The organism is Croceicoccus hydrothermalis, from assembly GCF_022378335.1.
GTDB classification, from domain to species: domain Bacteria; phylum Pseudomonadota; class Alphaproteobacteria; order Sphingomonadales; family Sphingomonadaceae; genus Croceicoccus; species Croceicoccus hydrothermalis.
The window spans coordinates 67,800-82,011 of the sequence record NZ_JAIQCI010000001.1 but is presented as its reverse complement, the minus strand read 5'-3'; the positions used below and the strand labels follow the sequence as shown (position 1 = coordinate 82,011).

Sequence of the window (14,212 nt, the reverse complement as noted above, 5' to 3'; positions counted from 1 at the left end):
TGACGCCTGACGCCTAGCGGCGGGCGATCGCATCCGCCGCATCGCTGGCGAGCGTGTCGGCGCGTTCGTTCTCCGGATGGCCGGCGTGCCCCTTGACCCAGTGCCATTCGATCGTGTGCGGGCGCGCCGCGTCGAGCAGTTCGCGCCACAGATCCTCGTTCAGCACGGGTTTCTTCGCCGCGGTCTTCCACCCCTTCTTCTGCCAGCCGAAGACCCATTTGGTGATCCCGTCGATCAGATATTTGCTATCGGTATAAAGATCGACGCGGCACGAACGTTTGAGTGCGGACAGAGCGCGGATCGCGGCGGTCATCTCCATGCGATTGTTGGTGGTGTCGGCCTCGCCGCCCGACATTTCCTTTTCCACATCGCCCTTGCGCAGGATCGCGCCCCAGCCGCCGGGGCCGGGATTGCCCTTGCACGCGCCATCGGTGAAGATTTCGACGTCGCTCATGCTGCGAACACCGTGTCGTTGTGGCGGGCATAGAATTGCAGCCGATTGAGAAAGGCGACCGGATCCTTCTTCGTCACCAGCGCATCGGCGGGCGTATGGAGCCAGTCATAGGCGCGCGTCAAAACGAAGCGCAGCGCCGCCCCCTGCGCCAGAAGCGGAAGCGCGGCGCGCTCGTCCTCACCGAGCGTGCGCACCGTTTCGTAGCCGGCAAGCAGGGCCGCACCCAGCGCCGCATCATAGTCGCGCCCGTCGGCGGAAAAACACCATGCCGCGTGTGTGACCGCAAGGTCGTAGGCCATCGCCCCGTCGCACGCGAAATAGAAATCAATCAGCCCCGACACCGCATCCCCGGTGAGCAGCACGTTATCGGGAAACAGATCGGCATGGATGACCGATTGCGGCAAATCGCCGGGCCAGCGGTCCGCGATGTCGCGCGCAAGATCGGGCACGGCGGCAAGAGCGGGATCGATCTCGTCCCAGCGGCCCTCGCACTCGGCCGTGAAATGCAGCCACGCGGCGGGGCCCATGCCGTTTTCCCGGCGCATCGCGAAATCGCGCGCGGCGAGATGCACGCCGGCGAGCGCCTTTCCGACCGAGCGGGCCTGCGCCGGGGTCGGATTGTCGGCGGACACGCCGGGAAGGAACTCGATGAGCGCGATGGCCTTTTCAACGATGGAGCCATCGCGCATCCGGGCCGGGAACATGCGAAACGACGCACCTTCGCCATCGTGGATCGTGCGCGGCACCGGACATCCCGCCGCCGCCAGATGGTCGAGCAGGCCGAGGAAGAACGGCAGGTCGGACGCGTCCGTCCGCGCCTCGTACATGGTGAGGATGAAGCGGCGATTGCCCGCCCCTGCGCCGCCGCCATCCGTCTCGATCAGCCAGTTGCTGTTCGACACGCCCTCGGCAATGCCCTTGGCCGAAAGCAGCGTGCCGACCCCGAACGCGCGGATCAGCGCATCCATGTCCTCCGCCCCGATGCGGGTATAGACCGCCACGGGTTCAGTCCACGAGCTGTCGCGGAAGCTTGAACGTGATGCGCTCCTCCGCCGTGGTGACGACCTCTTCTTCCACGTCGCGCAATGCGTTGAGGCGGTCGATAACCTCGCGCACGAGCACTTCGGGCGCGCTCGCCCCGGCGGTGAGACCGACCGTGCCGACGCCCTCCAGCCAGGCCGGGTCGATGTCGGCCCCGCGCTGAATCAGGCGGGAATCGGTGCCCATGCGCTCGGCGACCTCGGCAAGGCGCACCGAATTCGACGAATTGGTCGCGCCGATGACGAGCATCAGATCCACCTTGGCCGCGATCGCCTTTACCGCCGCCTGCCGGTTGGACGTGGCATAGCAGATGTCCTCGGCCTTGGGCCCGACGATCTGGGGGAAACGGGCGCGCAAAGCCTCCACGATGGCGTTGGTGTCGTCGACCGACAATGTCGTCTGCGTGAGAAAGGCGAGGGGCGCGTTGTCGTCGAAGGACAGCGACGCCACGTCCTCGACCGTTTCGACGAGAGTCATGCAGCCTGTCGGAACCTGGCCGAAGGTGCCGATCACCTCGGGATGGCCGCGGTGGCCGATGAACAGGATGTGGCGCCCCGCCTCCACCTGCCGTTCGGCCTGGCGGTGCACCTTGCTGACGAGCGGGCAGGTCGCGTCGAGATAGTCGAGACCGCGATCCTCCGCATCGGCGGGAACGGCCTTGGGCACGCCATGGGCGGAAAAGACGACCGGCACGCCGTCCGGCACCTCGTCCAGCTCCTCCACGAACACCGCGCCTTTTTCACGCAGCGTGTCGACGACGAACGCATTGTGGACGATTTCGTGGCGGACATAGACCGGCGCGCCATAGCGGGCGAGTGCGCGTTCGACGATTTCGATGGCGCGGTCCACCCCGGCGCAAAACCCGCGCGGCGCCGCGATGAGCAGCTTGAGCGGGAGGCGGTCGTCGGCGGCGCGCTCGGGCGCAAGGGTGCTGGGCTGGGTCATCGCGCCCATGCATAGCGCCGCGCCCCCCGTTTCGTAAAGCGACCAGGGCGCGCGTTATTCTTGACCGGTGCAAAGCGGCGCCATGGGCGAAACGCGGCGAGACGACGCGCACCGTAAATCGGCGGTAAACAAACCTGCGCGCAGGAGCAGGGGCGCGGTGTCGATTGCCCTTGCCCCGCATGGCCGTTAAGGGCGACGGGGAAACATCCGGCGCGGGCATCGTGGGAGCGAACCCACGCACGCGCGGGAACCGTGCGATCACGAATGAACGGGCGTGCATCAACAGGCGCGCATGGAACAGATAAGGGTTTTGCCGCATGACATACCGTAACCGCATTGCCCGCATCGCCGCGATGCTGGGCACAGCCGCCCTTCTGGCGGGGTGCAGCACCGAGGGCGAGCTGGTCGTGGACCAGGGCGTGGGTGTGAATGCGGTCCGCTCGCGCTGTCCGGCCGTCGGCATCCCCGATTACACGGGCGATATCACCACCTTCCGCGATCCGCAGGCGATGACGGCGGCCTCGCTCGACGTGACGGCGGCGATGACGAACCTGCGCGTGACCTGCGACGACAGCGGTGCGCGCATCTATTCCGAGGTGGCGTTCGACGTGTATGCCCGGCGCAGCGACACCGCGCAGGCGCGGCAGGTCACGCTCCCCTATTTCGTTACCGTCGTGCGCGGCGGGACCGCGGTGCTGACGAAACGCGTGGGCGAGGTGACGATCGATTTCGCCGCCGGACAGGACCGGGCGCAGGCGAGCGCGCGGGCCGGTGCCTTCGTCGACGCTGCCGCCGCCACCCTTCCCGAGGATGTGCGCGACCGCATCACCCGGCGCCGCAAGGCCGGCGACGAGGATGCCGCGCTCGACCCGCTCGCCGATCCGGAGGTGAAGGCCGCCGTCGCGCGCGCCACCTTCGAAATGCTCGTCGGGTTTCAGCTTACGCCGCAGCAGCTCGCCTACAACGCCACGCGCTGAACCGGATCCGGGCGGTACCCGCATTTCGCGCATCACCGGCTTCCCCCCGCGGCGATAAGACGCTAACCGCGCGGGCATGACACCGAACGATACCCATACCGCCACGCTCCACGCCGTCATGTCCGATGCGGTGGATAGAGCGCTCGACCGACTGGTGGAGGCGGGCACGCTGCCGGCCGATCTTTCCCGCGCGAATGTCGCGGTGGAACCCCCGCGCGATCCCTCCCACGGCGATCTGGCGACCAATGCGGCGATGGTGCTGGCCAAGCCGGCCAAGACCAATCCGCGCGCGCTGGCCGAGGAAATAGTGGCCGAACTGACCGCGCATCCCGCCGTGGAGGAGGCAAGCATCGCCGGCCCCGGCTTCATCAACATGCGGCTCGGCGATGCTGCCTGGCTCGACGAATTGCGCGCGATCGCGGCATTGGCCGACGATTACGGCCGGTCCGACATCGGCGCCGGACAGACGGTGAACATCGAATATGTCTCGGCCAATCCGACCGGGCCGATGCACATGGGCCATTGCCGGGGCGCGGTGGTCGGCGATGCGCTGGCCGCGCTGCTCGAATTCGCAGGGTTTGCCGTTATCCGCGAATATTACGTCAACGATGCGGGCGGGCAGGTCGATGTCCTGGCGAAGAGTGTGCACCTGCGTTACCGCGAGGCGCTGGGCGAAGAGATCGGCGCCATTCCCGAAGGGCTGTATCCCGGCGACTACCTCGTTCCGGTGGGCGAGGCGCTCGCCCGCGCGCATGGCGATGCGTTTGTCGGCGCGGACGAAGCGGAATGGCTGCCGCTGTTCCGGAAAGAGGCCGTCGCCGCGATGCTCACCATGATTCGCGAGGATCTGGCGCTGCTCGGCATTCATCACGACCTGTTTTCGTCCGAGGCCGAATTGCAGGCCGCCGGAAAGCCCGAAGCAGCAGAGAAATTCCTGCGCGAAAAAGGCCTCGTCTACGACGGCGTATTGGAAGCGCCCAAGGGCAAGACCCCCGACGATTGGGAGCCTGTCGAACTGCCGCTGTTCCGCTCCACCCAATTCGGCGACGATCAGGACCGCCCGATTAAAAAGTCGAACGGCGCATGGACCTATTTCGGCGCCGACCTCGCCTATCATTTCCAGAAATCGCAAGGCGTCGACGCGCTGATCGACATATGGGGTGCGGACCATGCCGGCACGGTAAAGCGGATCAAGGCCGCGGTCGCCGCGCTCACCGGTGCGGAAGGCGGCACGCCCAAGCCCTTCGACGTGAAGCTGGTGCAGATGGTGCAGCTGTTGCGCAATGGCGAACCGGTGAAAATGTCCAAGCGTTCGGGCAATTTCGTCACCCTGGCCGAGGTCGCGAAGGAAGTGGGCAAGGATGTGGTGCGCTTCACCATGCTCACCCGCAAGCCCGAGGCGCAGATGGATTTCGACTTCGCCAAGGTGGTCGAGGCGTCGAAGGACAATCCCGTATTCTACGTCCAATATGCCCATGCGCGCATCTGCTCCACCCTGCGCAAGGGGGCGGAGGCCGGCATGGCGCCATCGGACGCGCATCTCGACCTGCTGGGCGAGGAGGAGCAGGCGCTCATCCGCCATGCCGCGCAGTTCCCCCGCATGGTGGAGGCGGCGGGCCGTGCGCGCGAACCGCACCGTATCGCGTTCTTCCTTACCGAGCTGGCGGGATCGCTGCACGCGTACTGGAACCTTGGCAATGACCGGATAGACAAGCGGTTCATCGTCGCCGACAATGCCGATCTTACGTCTGCGCGGCTGTATCTTGCCGAACGCATCGCGCAGGTGATCCGCAACGGGCTCGCCATTCTGGGTGTCGAGGCGGCCGAGGAACTTTAACCGGCGAGGGGGCGGCCATGGCGGCGAAGGACCGGGCGGACGACGGGCGGCTGGCATTCGAAGAGCCGGACACGCATCTGCCGTGGCTGGAACCCGCAGGCGACGATCGGGACGAGGGGGTGGACTGGCCCCGTGTCCGCAGGTTTGCGGGGGTGCTGGCCGCGGTCCTCCTCGTGCTCGCGCTGATCATCTGGTTCGCGTCCGACCGCATGGCAACCCCTCCGCAAGCGGACGGTTCGATCATCGCCGCACCCGATACGCCGTACAAGATCCGCCCCGACGATCCGGGCGGAATGCGCTTTCGCGGGACGGGCGACACCGCCTATCTCGTCGGCGAAGGGGTGGAGCAGCGTGGCACGCTGGCGCGCGGGAAAACGGCACCGGTTGCGGGCGACACATCGGTATCGACCGGCGCACCATCCGGCGTCGCGGTGCAGATCGGCGCCTTTTCGACCGAGGACGACGCGCGGGACGGTTGGCAGCGATTGATTGCACGTTATGAACCGCTTCGCGCGCATGGCCACCGCATCGTCGAAGGGCGCGCCGATATCGGCACGGTCTACAGGCTTCAGGCGCTTGCCCCTGCGCGCGGGCCGGCCCATGCGCTGTGCCGCGATCTGCGCCGCAACGGGATCGAGTGCCAGGTGAAATAGGCGCCGCGCGTTCCGGTTTTCCCCGGCGCCCGCATGTCCGACCTTGCGAAAGTGCGGCGATTGCGCGATTTCGGTCGGATGACGCCTGCAATCTTTGCCCTTTCCGGCCTCGCGCTTACCGATGACGAACACGATTTCCTGCGCGAGGCGGACCCCGCCGGCTATATCCTGTTCGGGCGCAACTGCGAAAGCCCGGCGCAGATCCGCGCGTTGACCGACGCGCTGCGCAGCCTGCACGGGCGCGACGATCTTTTCATCACCATCGATCAGGAAGGTGGCCGCGTCGTCCGGTTGAAGCCGCCGGTCTGGCCTGACTATCCCGCGGGGGCCTTGTTCGACAGGCTTTATGATGTCGCGCCGATGTCCGCGATGGAGGCGGCGCGCGCGAATGCTCTCGCCATCGGGCTGGACCTCGCAGAGGCGGGGATTTCCTGCGATGCGCTGCCGCTGCTCGACGTCGGCACGGCCGACACGCACGACGTCATCGGCGACCGCATGCTGGGCCGCGATCCGATGCGGGTTGCCTCGCTTGGCCGGGCGGTGCTGGGCGGATTGCTCGACGCAGGGGTGCAGGGCATCGTGAAACACATTCCCGGCCATGGGCGCGCCACCGCCGACAGCCACAAGCAATTGCCCACCGTGACGGTGGACGACGATGCGCTGGAACGCGATATCCACCCATTTCGCGCGCTCCGCGATGCGGCGGTCGGCATGACGGCGCATATCGTGTTCACCGCATGGGACGCGGACCGCCCCGCGACGCAATCGCCGACCGTGATCGAAAATATCATCCGGCGCCGCATCGGTTTCGACGGGCTGCTGCTATCGGATGATATCGATATGGAAGCGCTTTCGGGCAGCATCCCCGAACGGTCCGCCGCCGCGATCGCGGCCGGGTGCGATGTCGTGCTCAATTGCTGGGCCCGGATGGACGACATGGCGGGTATTGCCGATGCCCTGCCGCCGATGACGGAGCGAGCACGCGAGCGGTTGTCCGCCGCGATGGGGCCCACCCGCGTCGCCACGCCGTTCGACCGCGCGGAGGAGCGCGCCGCCGCGATCGCGAAACGCGATGCATTGCTGCGCGCGGCCGGCATGGCGGCGTGAGCGACACCCCGTCCCCAGCCCCTCTTTTCACCGAGGAGGGATGGGACGCGCAGGCGCCCGCCGATGCGGAGGATGCGGCGCGGCTTTATATCGAGCTCGACAATTGGGAGGGGCCGCTCGACCTGCTGCTCGATCTTGCGCGGCGGCAGAAGGTCGATCTGCGCACGATCTCCATCCTGGAACTGACCGATCAATATCTGGAATATATCGATACGGCGGGCGCGCTGAAGCTGGAACTGGCGGCGGATTATCTCGTGATGGCGGCATGGCTGGCCTATCTGAAATCCGCGTTGCTGCTGCCCAAGGCGGAGCAGGAGGATCCGAGCCCCGAGGAGCTTGCCTTGCGGCTGCAACTGCGGTTGCAGCGGCTCGCCGCGATGCGGGAGGCGGCGGCGCGGCTCATGGCGCGCGACCGGTTGGGCCGGGACAATTTCCTGCGCGGCGCGCCAGAGGGGTTGCGCGTGGGGAAGCGCAAGGCGTGGCAATGCGAATGGTTCGACATCGTCCACGCCTATGGGCAGGTGAAGGCCCGCACCGCGCCCGTCGTCCACATGGTGAAGGACCGCGCGGTCATGACACTGGAAAGCGCGCTGTCGCGGGTGTCGGCGATGCTGGGCGTTGCGATCGACTGGATGGAACTGCGCCAATTCTTGCCCCCGCATGCCGATCCGCAATTGCGCCGCTCCGCGTTGGCGAGCAGCTTTGCCGCCGCGCTCGAACTTGCAAAACAAGGCAAGGCCGACTTGCGTCAGGACAGGGCGTTCGGCCCCCTCAGCCTGCGCCGCGCCGAGCGATAGGCGTGGCGCCGCCCGATCTCGTGCGCGGGGTGGAGGCGACGCTGTTCGCCGCGACGGAGCCGATGAGCGCGCCGGACATAGCCGAGCATCTGGGCGGCGAGGATGTGACGCAAGCGCTGCGCGAATTGGAGGCGCATTACAAGGGGCGCGGGATCGAGCTGGTGCGGCGCGGACAGCACTGGCACTTTCAGACCGCCGCCGACCTTGCCTCGCTGCTACGCCGCTAGCGCGAGGAGGTGCGCCGGCTGTCGCGCGCGGCGACCGAATGCCTTGCCATCGTCGCCTATCACGAGCCGGTCAGCCGGGCGGAAATCGAATCGATTCGCGGCGTACAGACGGCAAAGGGCACGCTCGACGTGTTGATGGAGGCCGGCTGGATCCGGGCGGCCGGACGGCGCGAGGTGCCGGGCCGCCCGGTGATCTACGCAACCACGCCCGCGTTCCTCACCCATTTCGGCCTGCAAAGCCGCCGCGACCTGCCGGGCCTTGCCGAATTGCGCGCTGCAGGCTTGCTCGACCCGGTGGAAGAAGCGATGGAGCGGGCGATGGGCGAACGCGCGGCGGGACGGGACGACGCTGGCAACGGCGACGATATCGGGCGAACCGATGCAGACGCAGGCACGGCAGCACTGGATAATGACGGCGAAAGCGCCTAGATCACGGCCATGAAACCCGTTGTGGAGAATGCATCGTGAATGTCGGTCCCTGGCAATTGCTGATCGTCGCTGTCCTGATCCTCGTCCTGTTCGGGCGGGGGCGCATATCGGAAATGATGGGCGATTTCGGCAAGGGCATCAAAAGCTTCAAGCAAGGCATGAACGAGGAAGATCGCAAGGACGCCGCACGGATCGAGCAGCGCAGTGAGGCCGCGCCCACCCCGGCGCCGCCCGTCACGCCGGCCCCGACCGCGACGCCGGTCCCCGCGCCGGGCGAATCGACCCCGGTTTCAGCCCCGGCCGATCCGAACGCATCCGAACCCAAGGCGTGATACGGCGAGACGACGGCTGATCCTGCCATGTTCGACATCGGTGCTTTCGAACTGCTGATCATCATCGGCGCGGCCGTGTTCGTCATCGGGCCGAAGGACATGCCGCTCGCCATGCGGACCGCAGGCCGCTGGATCGGGAAGATGCGCAAGGTGACCGGCCATTTCCGCGCCGGGATCGACGCCATGGTCCGCGATGCGGAACTGTCCGACATGGAGGACGAGTGGAAACGCCGCAACGCCGAGATCATGGCGCGCCACCCCGAAGCCGCGCGCGATCCGGGCTCCGAAACGCCGCTGCCGGCCACCACCGGCGTGAGCAGGTCCGCCCCCGCGGACGGCGACGCGGGCCCGCAGATGGAGCCGCTCAACCCGCCCGCCGCCCCAACGCCGCCACTGCCCCCGCCGCCGCCCGCAGCAGCAGGCACCGCATCCGATGATGCGAACACGCCCGCGGCGCGGGGCTGAACCCATGGTCTATCGCATTCCCGACATTGATGAGAGCGAGCAGCCGCTGCTCGACCATCTCATCGAATTGCGCAACCGGCTGATCCGGTGTCTTCTGGCGCTGGGCATCGCCTTTGCCATTTGCCTGCCCTTTGCCGACACGATTTTCGGCTGGCTCGTTCGCCCATTGACGCAGGCATTCCCGGCGGGCGAGGGCCGGCTCATCTATACACAGCTTTACGAGGCGTTCTTCGTCGAATTGAAGGTCGCCTTGTTCGCGGCGTTCTGCCTGTCCTTCCCGATCATCGCGAATCAGCTATGGGCCTTTGTCGCGCCGGGGCTTTATGCGCGGGAAAAGCGGGCGTTTCTGCCGTTTCTTTTCGCGACGCCGATCCTGTTCATTGCGGGGGCGTCGCTTGCCTATTTCGTGGTCATGCCGACCGCGTTCCGCTGGTTCATCGGCTTTTCGGGCGAAACCGGCGGCATGCGGATGGAGGCCCTGCCCGGCACGGGGGACTATCTGTCGCTGGTGATGCAGTTCATTCTGGCGTTCGGGATCTGTTTCCTGCTGCCGGTGCTGCTGCTGCTGCTGAACCGTGCGGGGCTGGTGACGCGGGCGCAGCTGGCGAAGGCGCGGCGCTATGTCATCGTCGGGATCGTGACGCTGGCGGCGGTCGTGACGCCGCCCGATCCCGGCTCGCAGCTTGTCCTCGCCCTGCCGCTCTATCTCCTGTTCGAAAGCTCGCTGCTGATCATGCGGTGGAGCGAGCGCAAACGCGTGACCGAAGCCGAAACCCCCGCCGCAGCCGAGGTCGAGAAGGAAGCCTGAAGCGCACGGGCCGCGCCCCTTTTCGCGGCGGTCAGTCGCGATCGGCGGTATAGACCCGCTGTCCCGCGATCCACGTTTCCATCACCGTCATCGCGCGCAGCCGTTCGGGCGCGGCGGTGAGCGGATCTTGATCCAGCAGGATGAAATCGGCCCACTCGCCCTTTTCCAACGTGCCGAAGCGCCCCTCGGCCCGCCCGGCCCACGCCGCCGTCGCGGTATAGGCGGCAAGCGCCTGCGCCGGCATAAGCGTCTCATCGGGATACCAGCCGCCGACCGGCTGACCATCGGCGTCGGTGCGCGAAATCGCGGCGGCCAGCCCGGCGAACACGTCCGGCGTTTCAACAGGGGCGTCCGAACCGAAGGCCACCGGCACGCCCGCCCTTTCCATCGAGGCCCAGGCATAGGCACCGTCGAGCCGGTCCGGCCCCAGCCGCGCCTCCGCCATCAACCGGTCCGAGGTTTGATGCTGCGGCTGCATGCTCGCCACCGCGCCCAGTGCGGCAAAGCGCCGAATGTCGGCCGGTGCGACGATCTGCGCATGTTCGATGCGCCAGCGCCGTTCCCCGGTATATGTATCGTCGAGTTCCGCAATCGCGTCGAGCACCTCTGCGTTGGCAGCATCGCCGATCGCGTGCACCGCAACCTGGAAATCGTCCATCGCGGCCCGGCTCATCAGATTGCGCAATTGCGTGCCGGTGAGCAGCGGCAGACCGGTCTGCTTCGGCGCATCGACATAGGGCTGGCTGAGCCACGCCCCGCGCGATCCCAGCGCCCCGTCGAGGTAAAGTTTCACCCCGCCCATGTGCAGCCGGTCGCGGTAAAGCCAGGGCGAGGGGCCGGGCCCGGCGATCGCCTCCATATCCTCCACTCCATGGGCATAGGACATGATGCGGATGCGCAGCCGGCCAAGATCGCCCGCCCGGCGGTAGGTGTGCCAGTCCTGCATCGTCGTGCCCATGTCGGCAACGGCGGTGATGCCCCGCGCGATGAGCAGGTCCTGCGCATTTTGCAGGGCGCGGTCGCGATCCTCCGGCCGGATTGAGGGGCGGGCCTTGTCGATGAGCGCGCTTGCCCCGTCGACGAACACGCCGGCGGGCATCTTGCCGCCGGCGATGCGTTCGATGCGCCCGCCATCGGGGTCGGGCGTATCGGCATCGACGCCCGCGGCTCGCATCGCCGCCGTGTTCGCCCATCCCGCATGGCCGTCCACCCGTTCGAGCCATACTGGCCGGTCGGCCACCGCCGCGTCGAGGTCGGCGGCGGTGGGAAAGCGGCCGAGGCCCCAGCGTTCCTGATTCCAGCCGCGCCCGATGATCCATGCCCGGTCGGGATTGTCGGCGGCATAGGCGGCGATGCGCTGCTGCGCCTCGGCCAGGCTGTTCGTGTCCGACAGATCGAGCGTCAGCGTCGCAAGACCCAGCCCGGCGACATGCAGATGCGCATCGACGAAGGACGGCATCAGCACGCGCCCCTCTCCATCGAGGCGGTAATCGACCTCGCGCGGGAGCCGTTCGCCTTCGCGGTAAAGCCGCGCCACGCGCCCGTCATCGTCGATCAGCAGCGCGGCAAAGCGTTCGACGGTGCCGTCGCGTTCGAAACGCATGCCCGCCACATTGTCGACCAGCGTATCGGCATGGGCGGGAAAGCCGGTCATGGCGAGGGCGGTGAAGGCGCAGAGCACGGGGCGGACGGGGGTAAAGACAGACTTCATGGGCGAGAGCCTTAAACGCCATTTGCACGGCGCGCCATATCCGATAGGGCCGGGCGCCATGGCAGATCTTCAGAACGCATCGAAACAAAGCGGTACGACCGCCGCCGATCAGGCTCCGTTTACCGCCGCGGATGTCCGGGCCGCCGCCGCCCGCATCAGCGGGCAGATCGTGCGCACGCCGACGATGCACAGCAAGACGCTCTCCGACATTACCGGGGCCAATATCTGGCTCAAGTTCGAGAATCAGCAGTTCACCGCCGCCTACAAGGAACGCGGCGCGCTCAACGCCTTGCTGCTGATGGAGGACGATGCCCGGTCGCGCGGCGTCATCGCCGCATCGGCCGGCAACCATGCGCAGGGGTTGAGCTATCACGGGACGCGGCTCGGCGTGCCGGTCACCATCGTCATGCCGCGCACGACCCCCACGGTAAAGGTGATGCAGACCGAGGCCGTGGGCGGCAAGGTCGTGCTCGAAGGGGAAACCTATGACGAGGCCTATGCCCATGCGCGGCAGATCGAACAGGATATGGGGCTGACCTTCGTTCACCCGTTCGACGATCCGCGCGTGGCCGCGGGGCAGGGGACGGTCGCGCTAGAAATGCTGGAGGATGCGCCGGAAATCGATACGCTATGCGTGCCGATCGGCGGCGGCGGGCTGATTTCCGGCATGTCCACCCTCGCGCGGGAGGTAAAACCCGACATCGCCATCTACGGCGTGCAGGCGGCGCTCTACCCCTCCATGTATGCGAAGGTGAAGGGCAGGAGCATGGCATGCGGCGGCGACACGCTGGCCGAAGGAATCGCGGTGCGCGACCCGGGCAAGATGACGTCCAAGGTGGTCGCCCGCAATGTCGACGATATCGTGCTTGTCGACGAGCCGCAGCTCGAATCCGCGACCGCGCTTCTGCTGCAGATCGAGAAGACGGTGGTCGAAGGCGCCGGCGCCGCCGGTCTCGCCGCGGTGCGCGCCAATCCCGAACTGTTCCGCGGACGCAATATCGGGATCGTCCTGTGCGGCGGGAACATCGACACCCGGCTGCTCGCCAATGTGTTGCTGCGCGATCTGGCGCGGTCCGGGCGGCTGGCGCGACTGCGTCTCACGCTGCAGGACAGGCCGGGCGCGTTGTTCAAGGTCATGCGGGCGTTCGACGCGCACAGCGTGAACATCATCGAGATCTATCATCAGCGCATCTTCACCACCCTTCCTGCCAAGGGGCTGATCACCGATATCGAGTGCGAGGCCCGCGACCGCGCGCAGATCGACGCGCTCGTCTCCCAGCTTCAGGGTGAAGGTTACGTGGTGAGCGAGGTGGAACTCGCCTGAAACTGGCGGGGCGGGCATGGTGCCGCGTCGGCGTTCCATGCCTTTCACAACAATTTTCGACCTGTGCCATTGCGGGAGAGGTCGGTTTTGCTACGTTCAAACGTAGTTAATGGACTTTAACGTTCAGTGGCGCTTTGCCATTTACGCAGATGCAGCATCGGCATGCGGCCATGGTGCGTCTGTTTTGGACCGTCAAAGAGCGAAAGGGCCAGGTGATCGCATCATGACTGCGCCGGTGAAATTCCCCCGTTTCTTCGTGACCGCCCCGGCGCCGTGTCCCTATCTGCCGGACCGTCAGGAAAGAAAGGTCTTCACTGAGATCGACGGCCCGGATGCCGAAGCGTTGAACGATGCCCTTGGCCGGATCGGGTTCCGCCGCAGCCAGAACGTCGCCTATCGCCCCAATTGCGCAAGCTGTTCGGCCTGTGTTTCAGTGCGCGTCGTGGCGAGCGAATTTCGCGCGTCGGGCACGCAGAAACGCACGATGAAGGCGAATGGCGACCTGATCGCGACGGCGACCCGGCCATGGTCCACTGTCGAGCAATACGATCTGTTGCAAAAATACCTATCCGTGCGCCATCCCGATGGCGGCATGTCCGCCATGGACGAGATGGATTACGCCGACATGGTGGAACAGACGCCCGTGACAAGCTATGTCATCGAATATCGCGAGCCGGGCGAGGATGGAAAGCCGGGCCGTCTGGTCGGGGCCTGCCTGACCGACCGTCAGGACGATGGCCTGTCCATGATCTATTCATTCTACGACCCGCACCATCCCACGCGGACCGGACTTGGCAATTATATCATTCTCGATCATATCCGGCGCGCAGGCCAATCCGATCTTCCCTATGTCTATCTGGGCTATTGGATCGAGGGTTCGCCGCGCATGCAATACAAGGTCCGCTACCGGCCCCTCGAACGGCTGGGCCGTGAGGGGTGGGAACGTTTCGATGCCGATCGTCAGAGCGCTCTCATTGCCGAGGCTTCCGCGCCACGGCGCGGCGGTGACGGCACGCATGGCGGGAACAAGGACGGCATGCCCGGCGGTCAGCGGCAATACGCGGCGGCCAAGGGCTGAATCCCGCCGCGTTGCCCTGCTTTGCGG

At 66.6% G+C, this 14,212-nt stretch carries 14 protein-coding genes and 1 pseudogene; 11 read left to right on the top strand and 4 right to left on the bottom strand.

The features are described from left to right. Positions 1 to 13 precede the first annotated feature (13 nt). The 3 genes from rnhA to ispH are packed head-to-tail and all read right to left on the bottom strand — an operon-like array spanning position 14 to position 2,440. A complete protein-coding gene (rnhA, locus tag K4G67_RS00405; protein ID WP_239804443.1) occupies positions 14 to 454 on the bottom strand; it encodes a ribonuclease HI in 441 nt (146 codons plus the stop codon). Beyond that, the gene (gene thrB, locus K4G67_RS00400) at positions 451 to 1,455 is read right to left on the bottom strand and encodes a homoserine kinase (protein ID WP_239804442.1); all 1,005 of its coding nucleotides are present in this window, start codon (positions 1,453 to 1,455) and stop codon (positions 451 to 453) included. Before thrB ends, rnhA begins: the two co-directional genes overlap by 4 nt. Positions 1,456 to 1,459: 4 nt before the next feature. After that, complete coding sequence (gene ispH, locus K4G67_RS00395) at positions 1,460 to 2,440, bottom strand: 4-hydroxy-3-methylbut-2-enyl diphosphate reductase (RefSeq protein ID WP_239804441.1); 981 nt, start codon at positions 2,438 to 2,440, stop codon at positions 1,460 to 1,462. A 317-nt stretch (positions 2,441 to 2,757) separates the two neighbouring features. On the opposite strand from ispH, the gene K4G67_RS00390 reads away from it, so the two are divergent. The 9 genes and pseudogenes from K4G67_RS00390 (at position 2,758) to tatC (ending at position 10,072) form a co-directional block, all read left to right on the top strand. Then, the gene (locus tag K4G67_RS00390; RefSeq protein WP_239804440.1) at positions 2,758 to 3,417 is read left to right on the top strand and encodes a hypothetical protein; all 660 of its coding nucleotides are present in this window, start codon (positions 2,758 to 2,760) and stop codon (positions 3,415 to 3,417) included. A gap of 76 nt (positions 3,418 to 3,493) precedes the next feature. Beyond that, a complete protein-coding gene (gene argS, locus K4G67_RS00385; RefSeq protein WP_239804439.1) occupies positions 3,494 to 5,254 on the top strand; it encodes an arginine--tRNA ligase in 1,761 nt (586 codons plus the stop codon). Between the two features lie 17 nt (positions 5,255 to 5,271). Then, a complete protein-coding gene (locus tag K4G67_RS00380) occupies positions 5,272 to 5,907 on the top strand; it encodes an SPOR domain-containing protein (protein ID WP_239804438.1) in 636 nt (211 codons plus the stop codon). Positions 5,908 to 5,985: 78 nt separating this feature from the next. After that, positions 5,986 to 7,014 carry a beta-N-acetylhexosaminidase gene (gene nagZ / locus K4G67_RS00375; RefSeq protein WP_239804539.1) on the top strand — a complete coding sequence of 343 codons (1,029 nt, stop codon included), beginning with the start codon at positions 5,986 to 5,988 and terminating at the stop codon, positions 7,012 to 7,014. Further along, complete coding sequence (locus K4G67_RS00370) at positions 7,011 to 7,811, top strand: segregation and condensation protein A (RefSeq protein ID WP_239804437.1); 801 nt, start codon at positions 7,011 to 7,013, stop codon at positions 7,809 to 7,811. Before nagZ ends, K4G67_RS00370 begins: the two co-directional genes overlap by 4 nt. A 62-nt stretch (positions 7,812 to 7,873) precedes the next feature. Continuing rightward, positions 7,874 to 8,467, top strand: a pseudogene (scpB, locus tag K4G67_RS00365) (SMC-Scp complex subunit ScpB). A gap of 35 nt (positions 8,468 to 8,502) precedes the next feature. Next, the gene (gene tatA / locus K4G67_RS00360) at positions 8,503 to 8,799 is read left to right on the top strand and encodes a twin-arginine translocase TatA/TatE family subunit (protein WP_420829965.1); all 297 of its coding nucleotides are present in this window, start codon (positions 8,503 to 8,505) and stop codon (positions 8,797 to 8,799) included. A 27-nt stretch (positions 8,800 to 8,826) separates the two neighbouring features. Next, positions 8,827 to 9,264: a Sec-independent protein translocase subunit TatA/TatB gene (locus K4G67_RS00355; RefSeq protein ID WP_239804436.1), complete on the top strand. Its 438-nt coding sequence runs from the start codon at positions 8,827 to 8,829 to the stop codon at positions 9,262 to 9,264. A 4-nt stretch (positions 9,265 to 9,268) separates the two neighbouring features. Beyond that, entirely contained in the window at positions 9,269 to 10,072 is an 804-nt protein-coding gene (tatC, locus tag K4G67_RS00350; RefSeq protein ID WP_239804435.1) for a twin-arginine translocase subunit TatC, read from the top strand. Between the two features lie 31 nt (positions 10,073 to 10,103). On the opposite strand, the gene K4G67_RS00345 is transcribed toward tatC, so the two are convergent. After that, positions 10,104 to 11,783 carry an amidohydrolase gene (locus K4G67_RS00345; protein WP_239804434.1) on the bottom strand — a complete coding sequence of 560 codons (1,680 nt, stop codon included), beginning with the start codon at positions 11,781 to 11,783 and terminating at the stop codon, positions 10,104 to 10,106. A gap of 58 nt (positions 11,784 to 11,841) precedes the next feature. Here K4G67_RS00345 and K4G67_RS00340 point away from each other — a divergent pair, with 58 nt between their 5' ends. Together K4G67_RS00340 and K4G67_RS00335 are read left to right on the top strand one after the other, a co-directional pair. Beyond that, entirely contained in the window at positions 11,842 to 13,107 is a 1,266-nt protein-coding gene (locus K4G67_RS00340) for a threonine ammonia-lyase (RefSeq protein WP_239804433.1), read from the top strand. Positions 13,108 to 13,330: 223 nt separating this feature from the next. Further along, positions 13,331 to 14,185: an arginyltransferase gene (locus K4G67_RS00335; RefSeq protein ID WP_239804432.1), complete on the top strand. Its 855-nt coding sequence runs from the start codon at positions 13,331 to 13,333 to the stop codon at positions 14,183 to 14,185. Positions 14,186 to 14,212 lie beyond the last annotated feature (27 nt).

Bases quoted from the DNA above. Each gene is read 5' to 3' on its own strand.
- rnhA (WP_239804443.1), bottom strand. From the start codon at position 454: ATGAGCGACGTCGAAATCTTCACCGATGGCGCGTGCAAGGGCAATCCC.
- ispH (WP_239804441.1), bottom strand. From the start codon at position 2,440: ATGACCCAGCCCAGCACCCTTGCGCCCGAGCGCGCCGCCGACGACCGC.
- K4G67_RS00390 (WP_239804440.1), top strand. From the start codon at position 2,758: ATGACATACCGTAACCGCATTGCCCGCATCGCCGCGATGCTGGGCACA.
- argS (WP_239804439.1), top strand. From the start codon at position 3,494: ATGACACCGAACGATACCCATACCGCCACGCTCCACGCCGTCATGTCC.
- K4G67_RS00380 (WP_239804438.1), top strand. From the start codon at position 5,272: ATGGCGGCGAAGGACCGGGCGGACGACGGGCGGCTGGCATTCGAAGAG.
- nagZ (WP_239804539.1), top strand. From the start codon at position 5,986: ATGACGCCTGCAATCTTTGCCCTTTCCGGCCTCGCGCTTACCGATGAC.
- K4G67_RS00355 (WP_239804436.1), top strand. From the start codon at position 8,827: ATGTTCGACATCGGTGCTTTCGAACTGCTGATCATCATCGGCGCGGCC.
- tatC (WP_239804435.1), top strand. From the start codon at position 9,269: ATGGTCTATCGCATTCCCGACATTGATGAGAGCGAGCAGCCGCTGCTC.
- K4G67_RS00345 (WP_239804434.1), bottom strand. From the start codon at position 11,783: ATGAAGTCTGTCTTTACCCCCGTCCGCCCCGTGCTCTGCGCCTTCACC.
- K4G67_RS00340 (WP_239804433.1), top strand. From the start codon at position 11,842: ATGGCAGATCTTCAGAACGCATCGAAACAAAGCGGTACGACCGCCGCC.
- K4G67_RS00335 (WP_239804432.1), top strand. From the start codon at position 13,331: ATGACTGCGCCGGTGAAATTCCCCCGTTTCTTCGTGACCGCCCCGGCG.